This is a genomic window from Roseovarius halophilus (ex Wu et al. 2025) (assembly GCF_047086965.1).
In genome coordinates, this window is sequence record NZ_JBKOTX010000004.1 from 15135 (window position 1) to 29510 (window position 14376).

Genomic DNA, 14376 nt, shown 5'->3' on the forward strand with positions numbered 1-14376 from the left:
GCGCAGGCGGACCGATTTTCGGCCCCACAGCGTGACAGACACCGAAAGGTATGATGCACTGATGCTACAACTCAACCGCATGGAGGACTCACATGAGCATTACGTCGCACCTGCAAGAGCTCAAGAGAAAGCACGACCAACTGTCCGAAGCCGTTGAGACCGCCCAGCGCGCCCCGGGGAGCGACGACCTGGAGATCGCGCGCTTGAAAAAACAGAAGCTGCAGCTCAAGGAAGAGATCGCCCGCCTCGAAGAGCGGGCCTGAAGCCCCGACAGGGCGAAACGGGGCTGAAACGGAAAGGCCGCCCCGGTGGCGGCCTTTGTCCTGTCACGCGAAGAACTGTCCGCCGTTGGCGGAAATCGTCGAGCCGTTGACGAAGCTCGAGTCGTCCGAGGCCAGGAAGGCCACGCAGCGGGCGATTTCCTCGGGCTCGCCCAGGCGGCCGGCCGGGATCTGGCTGATGATGGCCTCGCGCACCTTGTCGGGCACGGCCATGACCATCTCGGTCGCGATATAGCCCGGGCAGACGGCATTGGCGGTGATGCCCTTGGCCGCGCCTTCCTGGGCCAGCGACTTGATGATGCCCAGATCGCCCGCCTTGGTGGCGGCATAGTTGACCTGCGCGAACTGGCCCTTCTGACCGTTGATCGAGGAGATCACGATGACCCGGCCGAAGCCGCGTTCGCGCATGCCGGGCCAGACCGGATGCACGGTGTTGAAGACGCCAGTCAGGTTGGTGTCGATCACCTGGGACCATTGCTCGGGGGTCATTTTGTGGAAGGGGGCATCCTTGGTGATGCCCGCATTGGCCACGACCACCTCGACGGGGCCAAGATCCGCCTCGACCTTTTCGATGCCGGCCTTGGACTCGTCGTAGTCTGCCACGTTCCACTTGTACGTCTTGATCCCGGTTTCCTCGGTGAACTTCGCGGCTGCCTCGTCATTTCCGGCATAGGTCGCGGCGACCTCGTAGCCCTCTTCCTTGAGCTTCTTGGAAATGGCGGCGCCGATCCCGCGGCTGCCCCCTGTCACCAGTGCAACACGTCCCATGGTCTTTCTCCTCCTTCAGGGGCTGGTTCGGGGCGCCCTCCCGGCGCCCCCATTTTCCTTGTCGATGTCCTCAGCGCTCGACGCAGAGCGCCACGCCCATCCCGCCGCCGATGCAAAGCGTCGCGAGGCCCTTCTTGGCGTCGCGGCGCTTCATCTCGAAAAGCAGGGTGTTGAGAACCCGCGCGCCCGAGGCGCCGATCGGGTGGCCGATGGCGATGGCGCCGCCGTTCACGTTCACGATCTCGGGGTCCCAGCCCATGTCCTTGTTGACGGCACAGGCCTGGGCGGCAAAGGCCTCGTTCGCCTCGATGAGGTCGAGGTCGCTGACCGACCAGCCGGCCTTGTCCAGTGCCTTGCGGCTGGCGTGGATCGGGCCGACGCCCATGATCGAGGGGTCCAGCCCGGCGGTGGCATAGCTCGCGATGCGGGCCAGAGGCTCGATGCCGCGCTTCTCGGCCTCGTCGGCACTCATCAGCAGCGCCCCCGCGGCGCCATCGTTGAGCCCCGAGGCATTCGCCGCGGTGACCGAGCCGTCCTTGGTGAAGGCCGGGCGCATCTTTTCCATGCCCTCGATCGTGGCACCGTGGCGGATGTACTCGTCCTTGTCGACGACGATATCGCCCTTGCGGGTCTTGATGGTGTAGGCCACCACCTCGTCGTCGAACTTGCCGGCGGTCTGCGCGGCCTCCGCCTTGTTCTGGCTGGCCAGGGCGAATTCGTCCTGTTGTTCGCGGCTGATCTGCCACTTCTCGGCGACATTCTCGGCGGTCTGGCCCATGTGATAGCCGTTGAAGGCATCCCACAGCCCGTCACGGATCATTGTGTCGATGTATTTCATGTCGCCCATCTTGTGGCCCTGGCGCAGGTTGGCCGCATGGGGCGACATCGACATGTTCTCCTGCCCGCCGGCGGCGACGATGCTGGCATCCCCCAGCATGATGTGCTGTGCGCCCAGCGCCACGGCCCGCAGGCCCGAACCGCAGACCTGGTTGATGCCCCAGGCGGCGCTTTCCTGCGGCAATCCAGCGTTGATGTGCGCCTGCCGGGCGGGGTTCTGGCCCTGCGCGGCCGTCAGCACCTGGCCAAGAATGGTCTCGGAGATCTCGCCCTTGTCGACACCGGCCCGTGCGACGACAGCCTCCAGCACGGCGGTGCCAAGGTCATGGGCCGGGGTATTTGCAAAGCAGCCGCCGAAGCTGCCCACGGCGGTGCGGGCGGCCGATGCGATAACGACATTGGTCATGAATGAGTCCTCTCGTGATCCGTCAGGTTTGGCGGGCAGGAGCCGGACGCGGAATCACGCGGGCCCGAACCCGCCATCTTCCCACTTCATAGGCGGTCCATTCTGCCACTGCAACACGGTTTGCGGCGCGGTTGGGTAATCTTGTTTCAAAACCGGGGCCGGATCGGTTCATATACGAAAGCGCGGTACGCCGTAATAGTATCCTTGAAGGCAATCGACCCCGAAACCGGTCACGACCTCGGCCTCGCGGGCGGTTTCCACCCCCTCGGCCACGGCGCACATCTCGAACTGATGGGCGATGGTGATCAGCGCCTCGGCGATCACCTGGTTGTCCGGGTCCTCGTCGATCGCCCTGACAAAGCAGCTGTCCACCTTGACCAGGTCGAAGAAGAAATCCTTGAGATGGCGAAAGGCGGTCAGCCCGGACCCGAAATCGTCAAGCGCGAAGGCCACGCCAAGGGGCTGCATCTCTTCCATGAAACGGATCACGACCTCGGGCAGTTGCATGGCGCTGCCTTCGGTGATCTCGAGGATCAGGCGGTGGCCAAGGTCAGGGTCGTCGTGCAACGCGCGGTCGAGTACCCGCCGCCAGGCCCCGTCCCCGAGGGATCGGGCCGAGACGTTGACCGCTAGCCGCACGCCAGGCATCTCGCGCAGCCGCGACAAGCCGAGGTCGAGCGCCGCACAATCAATGTCGCGGCCGATGCCATCCTCCTCGATCCGGTCCATGAACTGCGCCGCCGGGATGACGCGCCCCGTCTCGTCCAGAATGCGGATCAGCCCCTCGTGAAAGGCCGCCTTGCCACCCGGCCCCGCCAGCACCACCGGCTGAAACGCCAGGGCGCAGTGACCCTGCGCCAGGGCATCGCGCACCATGCCCATGACATCCCTGTCACGGACGCTGACGGCATAGTCCAGCGGATCCTTGGGCACCTGATCGTCAAGCGCGGACCGGGAAAGATCAAAAGCGGGCATCGGTTACTCCGTTGTCACCCTCGAGGTCTGCCAGTCCTGGCGTTAAAGGCCGGTAAAACGGAGTCGTTTACGTTGAATTGTCGGCAGAAAGATCGCCTCATGGGTCGCTGCGGCGCTGCCGACCGGAACTTTGCTGACGTCCAAGATATGGAATGTAAAGGGGCTAAGTGCAAAAGTCGCGCTGGTCAGATCAAATCGACGTGTCTTGTTCGTGTAGCAAGTATTTGTTTGTCTTCAAATGACGCTCGATCAAACGTTTTTGCTTCTTTCCGTCGGGAATGTATCTTGCCGGCTTGGGTGCATGATCCCTTTTTGCAATCTCTGGAAATATCGTTGCAATTTCTTCGCGCGCGTCGTAGCTGAGAGATTTCAGTGCATGCAATCCTGTGAAAAGGCTTTCGGTTGGTGCCCCGTCGCTGTAGATGATTTCGTGCTGATCGAGAAGGAGGTGGAAATATTCGACGGCCTCGGTCTTCTCGTCGATACATACGCCGGGAATCTTCGTAAGCTTGATCGCCGGCACCAGGACCTGCTGGCGCCCGAACATCCTTTGGGCAATGGGTGAGTGCACCAGCATTCGGTGCTGACGCGAAACCGCCATGTCCGTCTCGGGCAGATTGTGTCCAAAGCTTCCGGCGAATAAAATGATAGGACGCAACTTCGGATTGGCAGCGAGTTCGATCGCGCCGAAGGTGCGTCGACCAATCCAGCGGATGGGTCGAGGCCCGCCATCCATCGTCGTGACCATGTCCCCGACCTGCAGGTCTTCTATGGCAACCGGACCATCAGGCGTGTGGATCCTGACACCAGCAACAAAACAGACGACATTACTGTCCTGATAGGTGTATTCGTAGTTGGTCGAGGTCGGATAGTAATCCGAATCTGTGATCGTGTAAGTGACGCCTTTAATGATCGGCCCGTCGAAAATAAAGTATCGCCCGTCGAAGCCATTATCGGTTCTAGGGTTTGTTGGAAAACTGATTTCCGACGCCACCAGCGTCTCTCTGGATGTTGGATGCTCGAGCTCTAACCGGCGTTCGTGCCCGACAATTCCGTTATTCAGAACTGTTCCGGATGACGTGTCCGTCACTGTTCCTGTCTGTGCGGTTGATCCAATTATCTCGTCGCCAGCGTCCTCGACAAAGTTTGGATCGTCATCCTCGACAACGGCGGTCAGATCGAGGTTCGCGGTGTTACGGATTGTAAATGAGTTGAAGTCGACCAAGTTGATGTCGGAAAGGGTCACTACCTGTTCATTATCTATCCGGGTTGCCATGTTTTCCTCACTCTTGAGAGGCTGAGCTTCATAAATGCCCCGTCGCGACCCCGGTCATCCTTCGATCGCCATTAAAGGACCAAACCGTGTCGAGCCGCCCCGCACCGTTTACCAATCATAAATTAACAACCTGAGGTTGTACGGCCTTCGTTTATTCGGTGGGTGTGACAGGGGCAAACGCCGGCTGTCGGGCCAGGCTGATCCCGATGCCGGGGCCTTGCGGATGTGATCGGCGCCGTCAGAGGCTGGACAGGTCAACCACCATCTTGTCACCTGCCCGCACCGCGCGTCCTGCGCGCCCATGGCCTGAGGGGGCACCTTGCCCGGTGGTCGCCGCCTGCTACCTGCCATGGGCCACGGGACAGGAGCCGGATCATGACCATACCGCCCAAACGCCGCCCCGGCGGCCTGCCGGTGCCCAGCCGCAGGCTGGGGCGCAACGCGCGCATGGGCGGGCTGGCGCTGGGGCTGGCGGGCCGCATGGCGCGCGACGGGCTTGTTGGGCTCGGTCGGGGTGAGCGTCCCGACCCCCACGCGCTGTTGCTCACCCCTGCCAACCTGCACCGCATCACCGATGAATTGGCCCGGATGCGGGGCGCGGCCATGAAGGTGGGGCAACTGGTTTCGATGGACGGCGGCACCGTCCTGCCGCCCGAGTTGGCGCAGATCATGGCCCGCCTGCGCGACGAGGCCGAGTTCATGCCGCCGAAACAGCTGAAATCGGTGCTGACCGCGGCCTGGGGTCCGGACTGGCTGCGCCGCTTCGCACAGTTCGACGTGCGCCCGATCGCGGCGGCCTCGATCGGACAGGTCCACAAGGCGCGGCTGCGGGACGGGCGCAGCGTCGTCGTCAAGGTGCAATATCCCGGCATCGCCCGCAGTATCGACAGTGACGTCGCAAACGTCGCCAGCCTGATCCGCCTGTCGGGCCTGATCCCAACTGGCCTGGACCTGGCTGCGCTGATGGACGAGGCGCGCGCGCAACTGCACGCGGAAACGGACTATGCCGCCGAAGCCGCGCACATGACCCGCTTCGCCGCCCTGTTGGAAGAGGACGCCCGCTTCGCCCTGCCCCGCCCGGTGCCCGAACTGACGCAGGGGACCGTGCTGACGATGGATTTCCTCCCCGGCCAGCCCATCGAACACCTCACCGAGGCCCCGCAGGCCACCCGCGACCGGGTGGTCGAGGCCCTTTTCGATCTGCTGCTGCGCGAGATCTTCACCTTCGGACTGGTCCAGACCGACCCCAATTTCGCCAACTACCGCCACGACGCCGAAACCGGCCGCATCGCCCTGCTGGATTTCGGCGCGACCCGCGCACTGGCCCCCTGGATCGCGCCCGCCTATGGCATGCTGATCCGCGCGGGGCTGGCCGGGGCCCGCAACGACATGGTCACGGCGGCGACAACGCTGGGCCTACTCGACGACACCCTGCGCCCCGACCACCGCGCCCGCGTCATCGCCATGATGGAAACCGCCTTCGACGACCTGCGCCAGCAGCCGGTCTACGATTTCTCGGATCAAAGCCTTGCACGGACCCTTCAGGCCGAGGGGATGGCCCTCGCACAAGAGGGTCTCGCGCCTGCCGCACCGCCAGCTGACGTCTTGTTCCTGCAACGCAAGATCGGCGGGCTCTACCTGCTGGCCGCCCGGCTGGGCGCTCGCGTGGCGCTGCACGATCTGCTGGACCGGCACCTGCCCTGAGATCACCAGCGGGTCAGCGCGTCCTCGTCCTCTGCCCGGGCAGCGACCCAGGCGTCGCCCTCCTCGGTGCGCTCCTTCTTCCAGAAGGGCGCCCGCGACTTGAGGTAATCCATCAGGAACTCCGCCGCCTCGAAGGCATTCTGCCGGTGGCGCGCGGCGGTGGCGACCATCATGATGACCTCCCCCGGCGCCAGCGCGCCGTGGCGGTGAACGATCAAGGCGTCGGCCAGGTCCCAGCGGCCCATGGCCTCGTCCCGGATCTTGCCCAGCGCCTTTTCCGTCATGCCCGGATAATGCTCGATCTCCATGGCCTTCAGGCCCCCACCGACATCCCGCACCAGACCCGAGAAGCTGACGACCGCCCCGGCACCGTCCAGTGACGCGCAAAAGGCGTTCATCTCGCCCCCCGGATCAAACCCCTCTGCCTGCACCCGGATCGTCACGCCCTCACCCCCCGGTCATCGGTGGAAAGAAGGCGACCTCGCGCACCCCGTCCAGCGAATCCGTGAACGCGCACAACTCCTGGTCCAGCGCGACACGCAGGGCGGTCAGATCGGCAAAGGCGGCCTCATAGCGCGCCTCGCGCCCGCGCAACTCCGCCACCAGATCGGCCACGGTCGCGGCACTGGTCTGCACCTCCTCGCGCGGCAGGCCGATGCGTTCACGCACCCAGGCAAAATAAAGCACCTGCATGGCTACCCCCTCAGATGCGGCAGGGACTTGCGAAAGTAATCCCCGCCCGTGACAAGCGTCAGCACCATCGCCGCCCAGAGCAGCAGGATGCCGATCCACCAGCTATACATGCTTCCATAATACTTCCACAGGATGCCGTTTTCATCCGGGAGTTGCCCGTCAAGAATAGCGAAGATCGTCGCCGGGTCCATCCCCTCGGTCTGCATGGCGAAATAGGTCTCGAAGGCCCCGGTAGAGAACAGCACCGCGATGGCCGTCATCTGCGCCGCCGTCTTCCACTTGGCCAGCCGCGTCACCCTGAGCGTGCCGGCCGTCTCGCCAAGAAACTCCCGCAACCCGCTGACAAAGGTTTCGCGGAACAGGATCAGCGTGGCCGGCAACAGGATCCAGGGATCCATGCCCGAAAACCCGCAGATCACCAGCAGCGCAATCACCACCATGGCCTTGTCCGCGATGGGGTCCAGCATGGCGCCGAACCTCGACTCCTGGCTCCAGGCGCGGGCCAGATAGCCGTCGATCCAGTCGGTCAACGCGGCGCTGGAAAACAGCGCCAAAGCGATCCAGTCGGCCCAGGGCCGGGTGAAATAGAGAAACAGCACCGCCACGCCGGGCGCGGCCAGCAACCGCAGCACCGTCAGGGTATTGGGCAGAGTCCATTTCATGCCCGCGTCTTAGCGCCAATCCCGCCCCCGTGCCACATTCGCGTGCATCTTCTGGCCAAAAATATCCCGGGGGTTTGGGGGCTGCCCCCCAACTCCCAGGCGGCGGCACGCCGACGAGATATCAAGCGTGCCGCAGGCACTCCACCAGGTCAGCCTTTCTCGTGAAAATGGCCATGGATCGTTTCGGCCATGGCCTCGGATATGCCGTCAACCGCTTTCAGATCGGCGAGCGCCGCGCGGCTGACCGCCTTGGCCGAGCCGAAATGCGCCAGCAGCGCCCGCTTGCGCGCCGCGCCCACGCCGGGGATGTCGTCCAGCGGGGTGGCCCCCACGGATTTGGCCCGCTTGGCGCGGTGCGTTCCGATGGCGAAACGGTGCGCCTCGTCGCGCAGGCGCTGGATGAAATAGAGCACGGGATCGTTGTGGCGCAGCGCCATCACGCGCTTGCCGGTGCGGTGGAACTCCTCCTTGCCGTGGTCCCGGTCGATCCCCTTGGCCACGCCCACCATCGGCACGTCGCCCACGCCCAGCTCCTCCATGATCTGACGCACGGCGCTGACCTGGCCCGCGCCGCCGTCGATCAGCAGCAGCCCCGGCCACTGGCCCGAGGTCCGCGCGGGGTCTTCCTTCAGCAGCCGTTTGAAGCGCCGCGTCAGCACCTCTTTCATCATGCCGAAATCGTCGCCGGGGGTCAGATCCTCGCCCTTGATGTTGAACTTGCGATACTGGCCTTTCTCGAAGCCCTCGGGCCCGGCCACGATCATCGCGCCCACCGCGTTCGTGCCCTGAATGTGGCTGTTGTCATAGACCTCAACGCGCTGGGGCACCTGGCTCAGGTCGAAGGCCTCGGCCAGACCCTTGAGCAGCTTTCCCTGCGTCGCCGTCTCGGACATCTTGCGCGCCAGGCTCTCGCGGGCGTTGCGCAGGGCTCCGCCCACCAGCTCGGCCTTTTCGCCGCGCTGCGGGACCGTGATCTCGACCTTACGGCCGGCCTTCTCGGCCAGGGCGCGCCCCAGCAAGTCGGCATCATCCACCCCGTGCGACAGCAGCAGCTGCCGCGGCGGCTCGCGCTGATCGTAGAACTGCGCGACGAAGGCCTGCATGACCTCGGCGGCGTCCTCCTCACCGGTCACGCGGGGATAGTAGTCGCGGTTGCCCCAGTTCTGGTTCGCCCGGATGAAGAAGACCTGCACACAGGCCTGTCCGCCTTGCGCATGCAGGGCGATAATGTCGGCCTCGGCCACGCCCTGGGGGTTGATGCCCTGGGCAGTCTGTACCGAACTCAGCGCGCGGATGCGGTCGCGCAGGGCGGCGGCGCGCTCGAATTCCATCTCGGCGGCGGCCTCTTCCATCTGCGCGGCAAGTGCCGCCTGCATCTCGGTCGACTTACCCCGCAGGAAGCGTTCGGCATCCCGCACCAGCGCCGCGTAGTCCTCCTGGCTGATCTTGCCGACGCAGGGCGCACTGCAGCGCTTGATCTGGTACAACAGGCAGGGCCGCGTCCGGGTCTCGTAGTCGCTGTCCGAACAGGTGCGCAGCAAAAAGGCCTTCTGCAGCGTGTTCAGCGTGCGGTTGACGGCCCCGGCACTGGCGAAGGGGCCGTAATAGGCGCCCTTCTGTTTCTTGGCGCCGCGGTGCTTGCCGATGCGCGGAAAGTCATGGTCCTTGGCCACGAGGATATTCGGAAAGGATTTGTCGTCGCGCAGCAAGACGTTGTATTTCGGCTTGAGCTGCTTGATGAGGTTCTGTTCGAGCAGCAGCGCCTCGGTCTCGGTCTGCGTGGTCAGGAACATCATCGAGGCGGTCTCGTCGATCATCCGTGCGATGCGCGGCGAATGCCCGGTGGGCCGCGCATAATTGCCGACCCGCACCTTGAGGTTGCGCGCCTTGCCCACGTAGAGGACCTGGCTCTGAGCATCGAGCATCCGATATACACCGGGGCTGGAGTCGAGCGTCCTGAGGTAGGACTGGATGACCGCCGCGCCGGTCCTGGGGGGCTGTTCCGCGTCGCTCATGGGCCTAGCCTATGATTCCCTAGCTTGGCTGCAATGACCCGCCACGGGGATCAAGCGGGAACATACCCACCATTCCTGTGGACAACCCCGTGGGCAAGCTTTTGGGCATCGGGAATTTTCCTTGTGTCATGACAGCTTCGTGACCCTGCACAATTTTTAGGCAAAACCACAGGTCTTTGAAAACAATATATAAATATCCAGACCTATCGCAAGCCTCTGAGTTTGTTACAAAATTATTAAGGCCCGGCAGCGCGCGGCTTGGCCCGTGCACAACTGATGGCGGCGGTTACTCCGACCCGAGGACATCGGGCGTCTGCCAGGCCAGGTGCTGGCCGCCGTCGATGCACAGCAGTTGCCCCGTCACCGCCGGGGCATCCAGGAAGTAACCCAGCGCCGCGGTGATATCCTCGGGGTTCGAGCCGCGCCCCATGACGGTGGCCGCGCGCTGGCGGGCGAAATGCTCGGCGCTCTGGCGCGCGCCCTGCAGGGTCGGCCCTGGGCCAATGCCATTGACCCGCACCCGCGGGGCCAGGGCCTGCGCCGCCGTCTGAGTAAAGGCCCAGAGCCCCATCTTGGCAATGGTGTAGCTCATGAAGGCCGGGGTCAGCTTGCGCACCCGCTGATCGACCATGTTCACCACCAGGGCCTGCGCCTGCGGCTCGCCGTGCGCGTCCGTGGCCGCCCCGGGCGCCTGCCCGGCCAGGGCCTGCGTCAGGACAACCGGCGCGCGCAGGTTCGAGTCAAGATGTCTGTCCCAGCTTGCGCGGGTGATCGTGTCGATCTCGTCGTACTCGAAGATCGAGGCATTGTTCACAAGGCAAGTCACCGGCCCCAGCATCTGCGCCGCCCGTGGCAAAAGCGCCTGCGTGTCAGCCTCGGACAGCAGATCGGCCTGCAGGGCAACGGCCCGGCGGCCCATCCCCTCGATCTGCGTCACGACGTCTTCGGCGCCCTGCGCGCTGCCGTGGTAGTGCACGGCGACGTCCAGCCCGCGCCCGGCCAGATAGAGCGCCATCGCACGACCAAGGCGCTTGCCGCCCCCGGTGATCAAAGCCACACCCGTCATAGAACCACCCATACGTAAGCAATGTAGAGCACGCTGAAGACGATACCCCATATCCGATTGATGTTCATGCCGAAAAATACGAAAGGCACAAGGATCAGGGCCGCCCCGAGCATGACCCAGAGGTCGAAGCGCAGGATCTCCGGGCCGACCGGGATATCGCCCAACAGTGCCGCCACACCGATGATCCCCAGAAGGTTGAACATGTTGGACCCGAGGACATTGCCCAGCGCGACATCCGCCTGCCGGCGCAGCGCCGCCATGACCGTGGTCGCCAGTTCCGGAAGGGAGGTTCCCACGGCGACCAGTGTCAGCCCGATGGCGGTTTCCGAAACGCCGAATGTTCGGGCGATATTGCTCGCCCCATCCACCAGAAAGTCCGCGCCCAGCGGCAGCCCGATCAGCCCCAGCGCAAGAAACAGGATGATCTTGGGCCAGGGCAGGTCGGGATCCGCACCCTCCAGGTCGTCGGCGTCCTTCGCAGGGGCCGCGGCGTCGGCCTTGCGGTGGTTGTTCGCCGCCCGCGCCGCGTGGATCAGCATCGCCGCGAGCGCCGCCAGCAGGATCAGCCCCGATATCCAGTCGAACGTCCCGCGAAAGGCCAGAACGATGAACAGGACGGTCGCGGCGATCATCTGCATGTAGCTGTCGCGCGCGTTGCACGCGCCCGTGTGTATCACCGCCAGCAGCGCCGGCACCCCCAGCACCATCAGAACGTTGGCGGTGTTCGACCCGACCACGTTGCCCAGCGCCAGCCCCGGGACATCCTCCCGGATCGCCTGCACCGAGATCAGCAGCTCGGGCGCCGAGGTGCCGAAGGCGACGACGGTCAGCGACACGATCAGGGCCGGGATGCCGACGCGCAGGGACATGTTGACCGCGCCCTTGACCAGGCTGTCGCCGGCCAGCAGCAGGATCAGCAGGCCCAGCCCGGTATAGACCCAGTCCACCAGCATCAGCTGCGCCCCTTGCAGTCGCAGGATTTGCCAAAGGTGTACTTGCCGCACTTGCGGCACTTGGCCGCCGAGAGCCTGTCCTGTGCCCGGCGCACGACGCGCGGTGCACGCAGTTTGCCGAACATGCCCAGCACGCCGATGAAAACGAGGAAGAGAAGGACAATCTTGGAGATCACGTCAGAGGCCGAAACGGGCGTAGGCGGCCCGCTCCTCCAGGCCGGCGATGGCGTCAGCGGCCAGCCCCGCGCCGACCCGCTGGAACAGGCCGCGCTTTTGCCCGTAGCGGCGGAAGCGGACCTTGTCGCCGAACCGATCCTGCATCACCGGCACTAGTTGGCCCAGCCCGTCGGCCAGGCCCACCTCGACGGATTGGCGCCCGACCCAGACATCCCCGGTAAAGAGATCCTGACCCTCGGCCAGTTTTCCCGCCCGGCGCTCGGTGACATGGTCCTTGAAGTAGGCGTGCAACTCGTCGAGCATCCCGCGCAGGCGCTTTATGTCCTCGGGTTTCTCGGGCTGGAAGGGGTCCATGAAGCTTTTGGATTTCCCGGCGGTGTGGACGCGGCGTTCGACACCGACCTTGTCCAGCGCCTGGGGCAGGCCGAAACTTGCGGCGATGACCCCGATCGAGCCGACGAGCGAGCCGCGATCGACGTGGATTTCCTGCCCCGCGGTGGCCAGCCAGTACCCGCCCGAGGCGGCCACGTCCTCGACGAAGCTGTAGACCGGGATCTCATTCTCGCGCGACAGGCGCATGATCCGCGCTGCGATCAGTGCCGATTGCACAGGCGAGCCGCCGGGCGAGTTGATCTCGAGCGCGACAGCGGCGGGCTTGCCGCGACTGAAGGCCTTTTCGATGGCCTCGGCCAGCCCCCGATCAGAGAGCCCGCGCGCCCCGTTCGCCGCGATCGTGCCCTGCAGGCGGACGACCGATACGACGGGACCGGATTTCAGGAAGGGAATCCAGCGTTTCATGCGTTCACATGTAGGCTTCGGGGCCGATGTGAACAAGGCAGCTTGAGCACCAAACGTCCCTGCGCCCTCCCTCAATCCCGCAGCCGCCATCCCGTCCGGAAGATCCCGGCGATCACGGCCAGGCACAGCGCGGTGAACCCCGCGATGGCCAGCAGGCTCAGCCCCACCGGCACATCCGCTGTCCCGAAGAAGGCCCAGCGGAAGCCAGAAATAAGGTAGACCACCGGGTTGAACAGCGTGATCGTCTGCCAGACCGGCGGCAGCATCGAGATCGAGTAGAAGGACCCGCCCAGGAAGACCAGCGGCGTGATCACCAGTAGCGGCACCAGTTGCAACTGCTCGAAATTGCCCGCCCAGATGCCAAGGATGAAGCCCAGCAGCGCGAAACTGGTGCAGGTAAGAACCAGGAAGGCCACCATGGCCATCGGGTGCCGAATATCGATGTCGACGAAGAGAAAGGCGGTCAGCAGGATGATTGTCCCGATAAACAGCGCCTTGGTCGCCGCCGCGCCCACATAGCCCAGGGTGATCTCGAAGAAGTTCACCGGCGCCGAGAGATGCTCGAAGATCGTGCCGATGAACTTGGGAAAATAGATCCCGAAACTGGCGTTGGTCGTGGCCTGGGTCATGACCGATAGCATGACAAGCCCCGGCACGATGAAAGCCCCGTAGCTGACCCCCTCGACCTGGTCGATGCGGCTGCCGATGGCGGCACCGAAGACCACGAAATAGAGCGAGGTCGAGACCACCGGCGAGACGATGGACTGCCACAGCGTGCGGAAGAACCGGCTCATCTCGAAGACATAGATGGCCTTGATGGCATGCAGGTTCATGCGTCCTCCTTCACGAGGCTGACAAAGATCTCCTCGAGCGAACTTTGCCGGGTGTGCAGATCGGTCATGTGAAGCCCCGCGTCGCGGATGTCATTGAGCAGGCCGGTGATCCCGGTCTTGTCGGCCTGGCTGTCGTAGGAATAGACGAGGTGGCCGTTCTCGACGCTCAGCGGCAGGTGCGCCAGCGCGTCGGGCACCGCCGTCACCGGCTCGGCCAGTTCGATCTGGACCGTCTTGCGCCCCAGCCGGCGCATGAGCGCATCCTTTTCCTCGACCAGCAGGATCTGGCCCTTGTTGATGACGCCGATGCGGTCGGCCATGGCCTCGGCCTCTTCGATGTAATGGGTGGTCAGGATGATGGTCACCCCCTGCTGCTTGAGGCCCCGGACCAGTTCCCACATGTCGCGGCGCAATTCGACGTCGACCCCGGCAGTCGGCTCGTCCAGAAACAGCACGCGCGGCTCGTGGGCCAGCGCCTTGGCGATCAGAACCCGACGCTTCATACCGCCCGAGAGCTGCATCAGCTTGTTGTCCTTCTTGTCCCAGAGCGAGAGGCTGCGCAGCACCTCCTCGATCTTGGCATCGTCCCGGCCCTTGCCGAACAACCCGCGCGAGAACTGCACCGTCTTCAAGACCTTTTCGAAGGATTCGACATGGGTTTCCTGCGGCACCAGCCCGACCATGGCCCGGGCGTTGCGATAATCGCGCAGGATGTCATGGCCGCCCACGGTGACGGTGCCCGACGTGGGCTGTGTGATGCCGCAGATCGTCGAGATCAGCGTCGTCTTGCCGGCACCGTTGGGACCCAGAAGCGCGATGATCTCGCCCTCGCGGATGGTCAGGTCGACGCCCGAGAGGGCCTCGAACCCGTTGTCATAGCTTTTCCTGAGATTCCGGACTTGAACGATATCGGTCATCACTGCCCCCTTTGG

At 64.4% G+C, this 14376-nt stretch carries 16 protein-coding genes; 2 read left to right on the top strand and 14 right to left on the bottom strand.

Annotated elements, in window-relative coordinates; translation table 11 throughout:
• The first annotated feature begins 92 nt into the window (after positions 1 to 92).
• On the top strand, positions 93 to 263 hold the full coding sequence (locus tag ACH107_RS01300; protein WP_310691314.1) for a YdcH family protein: 171 nt from the start codon (positions 93 to 95) through the stop codon (positions 261 to 263).
• A gap of 63 nt (positions 264 to 326) precedes the next feature.
• Here ACH107_RS01300 and phbB read toward each other — a convergent pair whose 3' ends face one another.
• From phbB to ACH107_RS01320, 4 genes are all read right to left on the bottom strand, one after another.
• Positions 327 to 1049 (bottom strand): acetoacetyl-CoA reductase, encoded by a 723-nt coding sequence (gene phbB, locus ACH107_RS01305; protein WP_310691315.1) that lies wholly within the window; start codon positions 1047 to 1049, stop codon positions 327 to 329.
• A 70-nt stretch (positions 1050 to 1119) separates the two neighbouring features.
• Positions 1120 to 2292: an acetyl-CoA C-acetyltransferase gene (locus tag ACH107_RS01310; protein WP_310691316.1), complete on the bottom strand. Its 1173-nt coding sequence runs from the start codon at positions 2290 to 2292 to the stop codon at positions 1120 to 1122.
• A 168-nt stretch (positions 2293 to 2460) separates the two neighbouring features.
• Positions 2461 to 3267: an EAL domain-containing protein gene (locus ACH107_RS01315; RefSeq protein WP_412504312.1), complete on the bottom strand. Its 807-nt coding sequence runs from the start codon at positions 3265 to 3267 to the stop codon at positions 2461 to 2463.
• A 190-nt stretch (positions 3268 to 3457) separates the two neighbouring features.
• A complete protein-coding gene (locus tag ACH107_RS01320; protein WP_412504313.1) occupies positions 3458 to 4513 on the bottom strand; it encodes a Hint domain-containing protein in 1056 nt (351 codons plus the stop codon).
• Positions 4514 to 4918: 405 nt separating this feature from the next.
• Here ACH107_RS01320 and ACH107_RS01325 point away from each other — a divergent pair, with 405 nt between their 5' ends.
• On the top strand, positions 4919 to 6247 hold the full coding sequence (locus ACH107_RS01325; protein ID WP_412504314.1) for an ABC1 kinase family protein: 1329 nt from the start codon (positions 4919 to 4921) through the stop codon (positions 6245 to 6247).
• A 2-nt stretch (positions 6248 to 6249) separates the two neighbouring features.
• Here the strand turns inward: ACH107_RS01325 and ACH107_RS01330 are convergent, their stop codons facing one another.
• The 10 genes from ACH107_RS01330 to ACH107_RS01375 all read right to left on the bottom strand — a co-directional run bounded on the left by ACH107_RS01330 (position 6250) and on the right by ACH107_RS01375 (position 14361).
• A complete protein-coding gene (locus ACH107_RS01330; protein WP_310690992.1) occupies positions 6250 to 6690 on the bottom strand; it encodes a molybdenum cofactor biosynthesis protein MoaE in 441 nt (146 codons plus the stop codon).
• Between the two features lie 4 nt (positions 6691 to 6694).
• Complete coding sequence (gene moaD, locus ACH107_RS01335) at positions 6695 to 6940, bottom strand: molybdopterin converting factor subunit 1 (protein ID WP_310690993.1); 246 nt, start codon at positions 6938 to 6940, stop codon at positions 6695 to 6697.
• A 2-nt stretch (positions 6941 to 6942) separates the two neighbouring features.
• Positions 6943 to 7602 carry a CDP-diacylglycerol--glycerol-3-phosphate 3-phosphatidyltransferase gene (gene pgsA, locus ACH107_RS01340; protein WP_310690994.1) on the bottom strand — a complete coding sequence of 220 codons (660 nt, stop codon included), beginning with the start codon at positions 7600 to 7602 and terminating at the stop codon, positions 6943 to 6945.
• Between the two features lie 149 nt (positions 7603 to 7751).
• A complete protein-coding gene (uvrC, locus tag ACH107_RS01345) occupies positions 7752 to 9617 on the bottom strand; it encodes an excinuclease ABC subunit UvrC (protein WP_412504315.1) in 1866 nt (621 codons plus the stop codon).
• A 286-nt stretch (positions 9618 to 9903) separates the two neighbouring features.
• The gene (locus tag ACH107_RS01350) at positions 9904 to 10683 is read right to left on the bottom strand and encodes an SDR family oxidoreductase (RefSeq protein WP_412504316.1); all 780 of its coding nucleotides are present in this window, start codon (positions 10681 to 10683) and stop codon (positions 9904 to 9906) included.
• Entirely contained in the window at positions 10680 to 11636 is a 957-nt protein-coding gene (locus ACH107_RS01355) for a calcium/sodium antiporter (protein ID WP_412504317.1), read from the bottom strand. Before ACH107_RS01355 ends, ACH107_RS01350 begins: the two co-directional genes overlap by 4 nt.
• Positions 11636 to 11812: a hypothetical protein gene (locus tag ACH107_RS01360; protein WP_310690997.1), complete on the bottom strand. Its 177-nt coding sequence runs from the start codon at positions 11810 to 11812 to the stop codon at positions 11636 to 11638. Before ACH107_RS01360 ends, ACH107_RS01355 begins: the two co-directional genes overlap by 1 nt.
• Before the next feature lies 1 nt (position 11813).
• Complete coding sequence (locus tag ACH107_RS01365) at positions 11814 to 12611, bottom strand: S49 family peptidase (RefSeq protein ID WP_310690998.1); 798 nt, start codon at positions 12609 to 12611, stop codon at positions 11814 to 11816.
• A gap of 71 nt (positions 12612 to 12682) precedes the next feature.
• Positions 12683 to 13444 (bottom strand): ABC transporter permease, encoded by a 762-nt coding sequence (locus ACH107_RS01370; RefSeq protein ID WP_412504318.1) that lies wholly within the window; start codon positions 13442 to 13444, stop codon positions 12683 to 12685.
• Positions 13441 to 14361 (bottom strand): ABC transporter ATP-binding protein, encoded by a 921-nt coding sequence (locus ACH107_RS01375; protein WP_310691000.1) that lies wholly within the window; start codon positions 14359 to 14361, stop codon positions 13441 to 13443. The genes ACH107_RS01370 and ACH107_RS01375 overlap by 4 nt, the downstream gene beginning before the upstream one ends.
• Positions 14362 to 14376 lie beyond the last annotated feature (15 nt).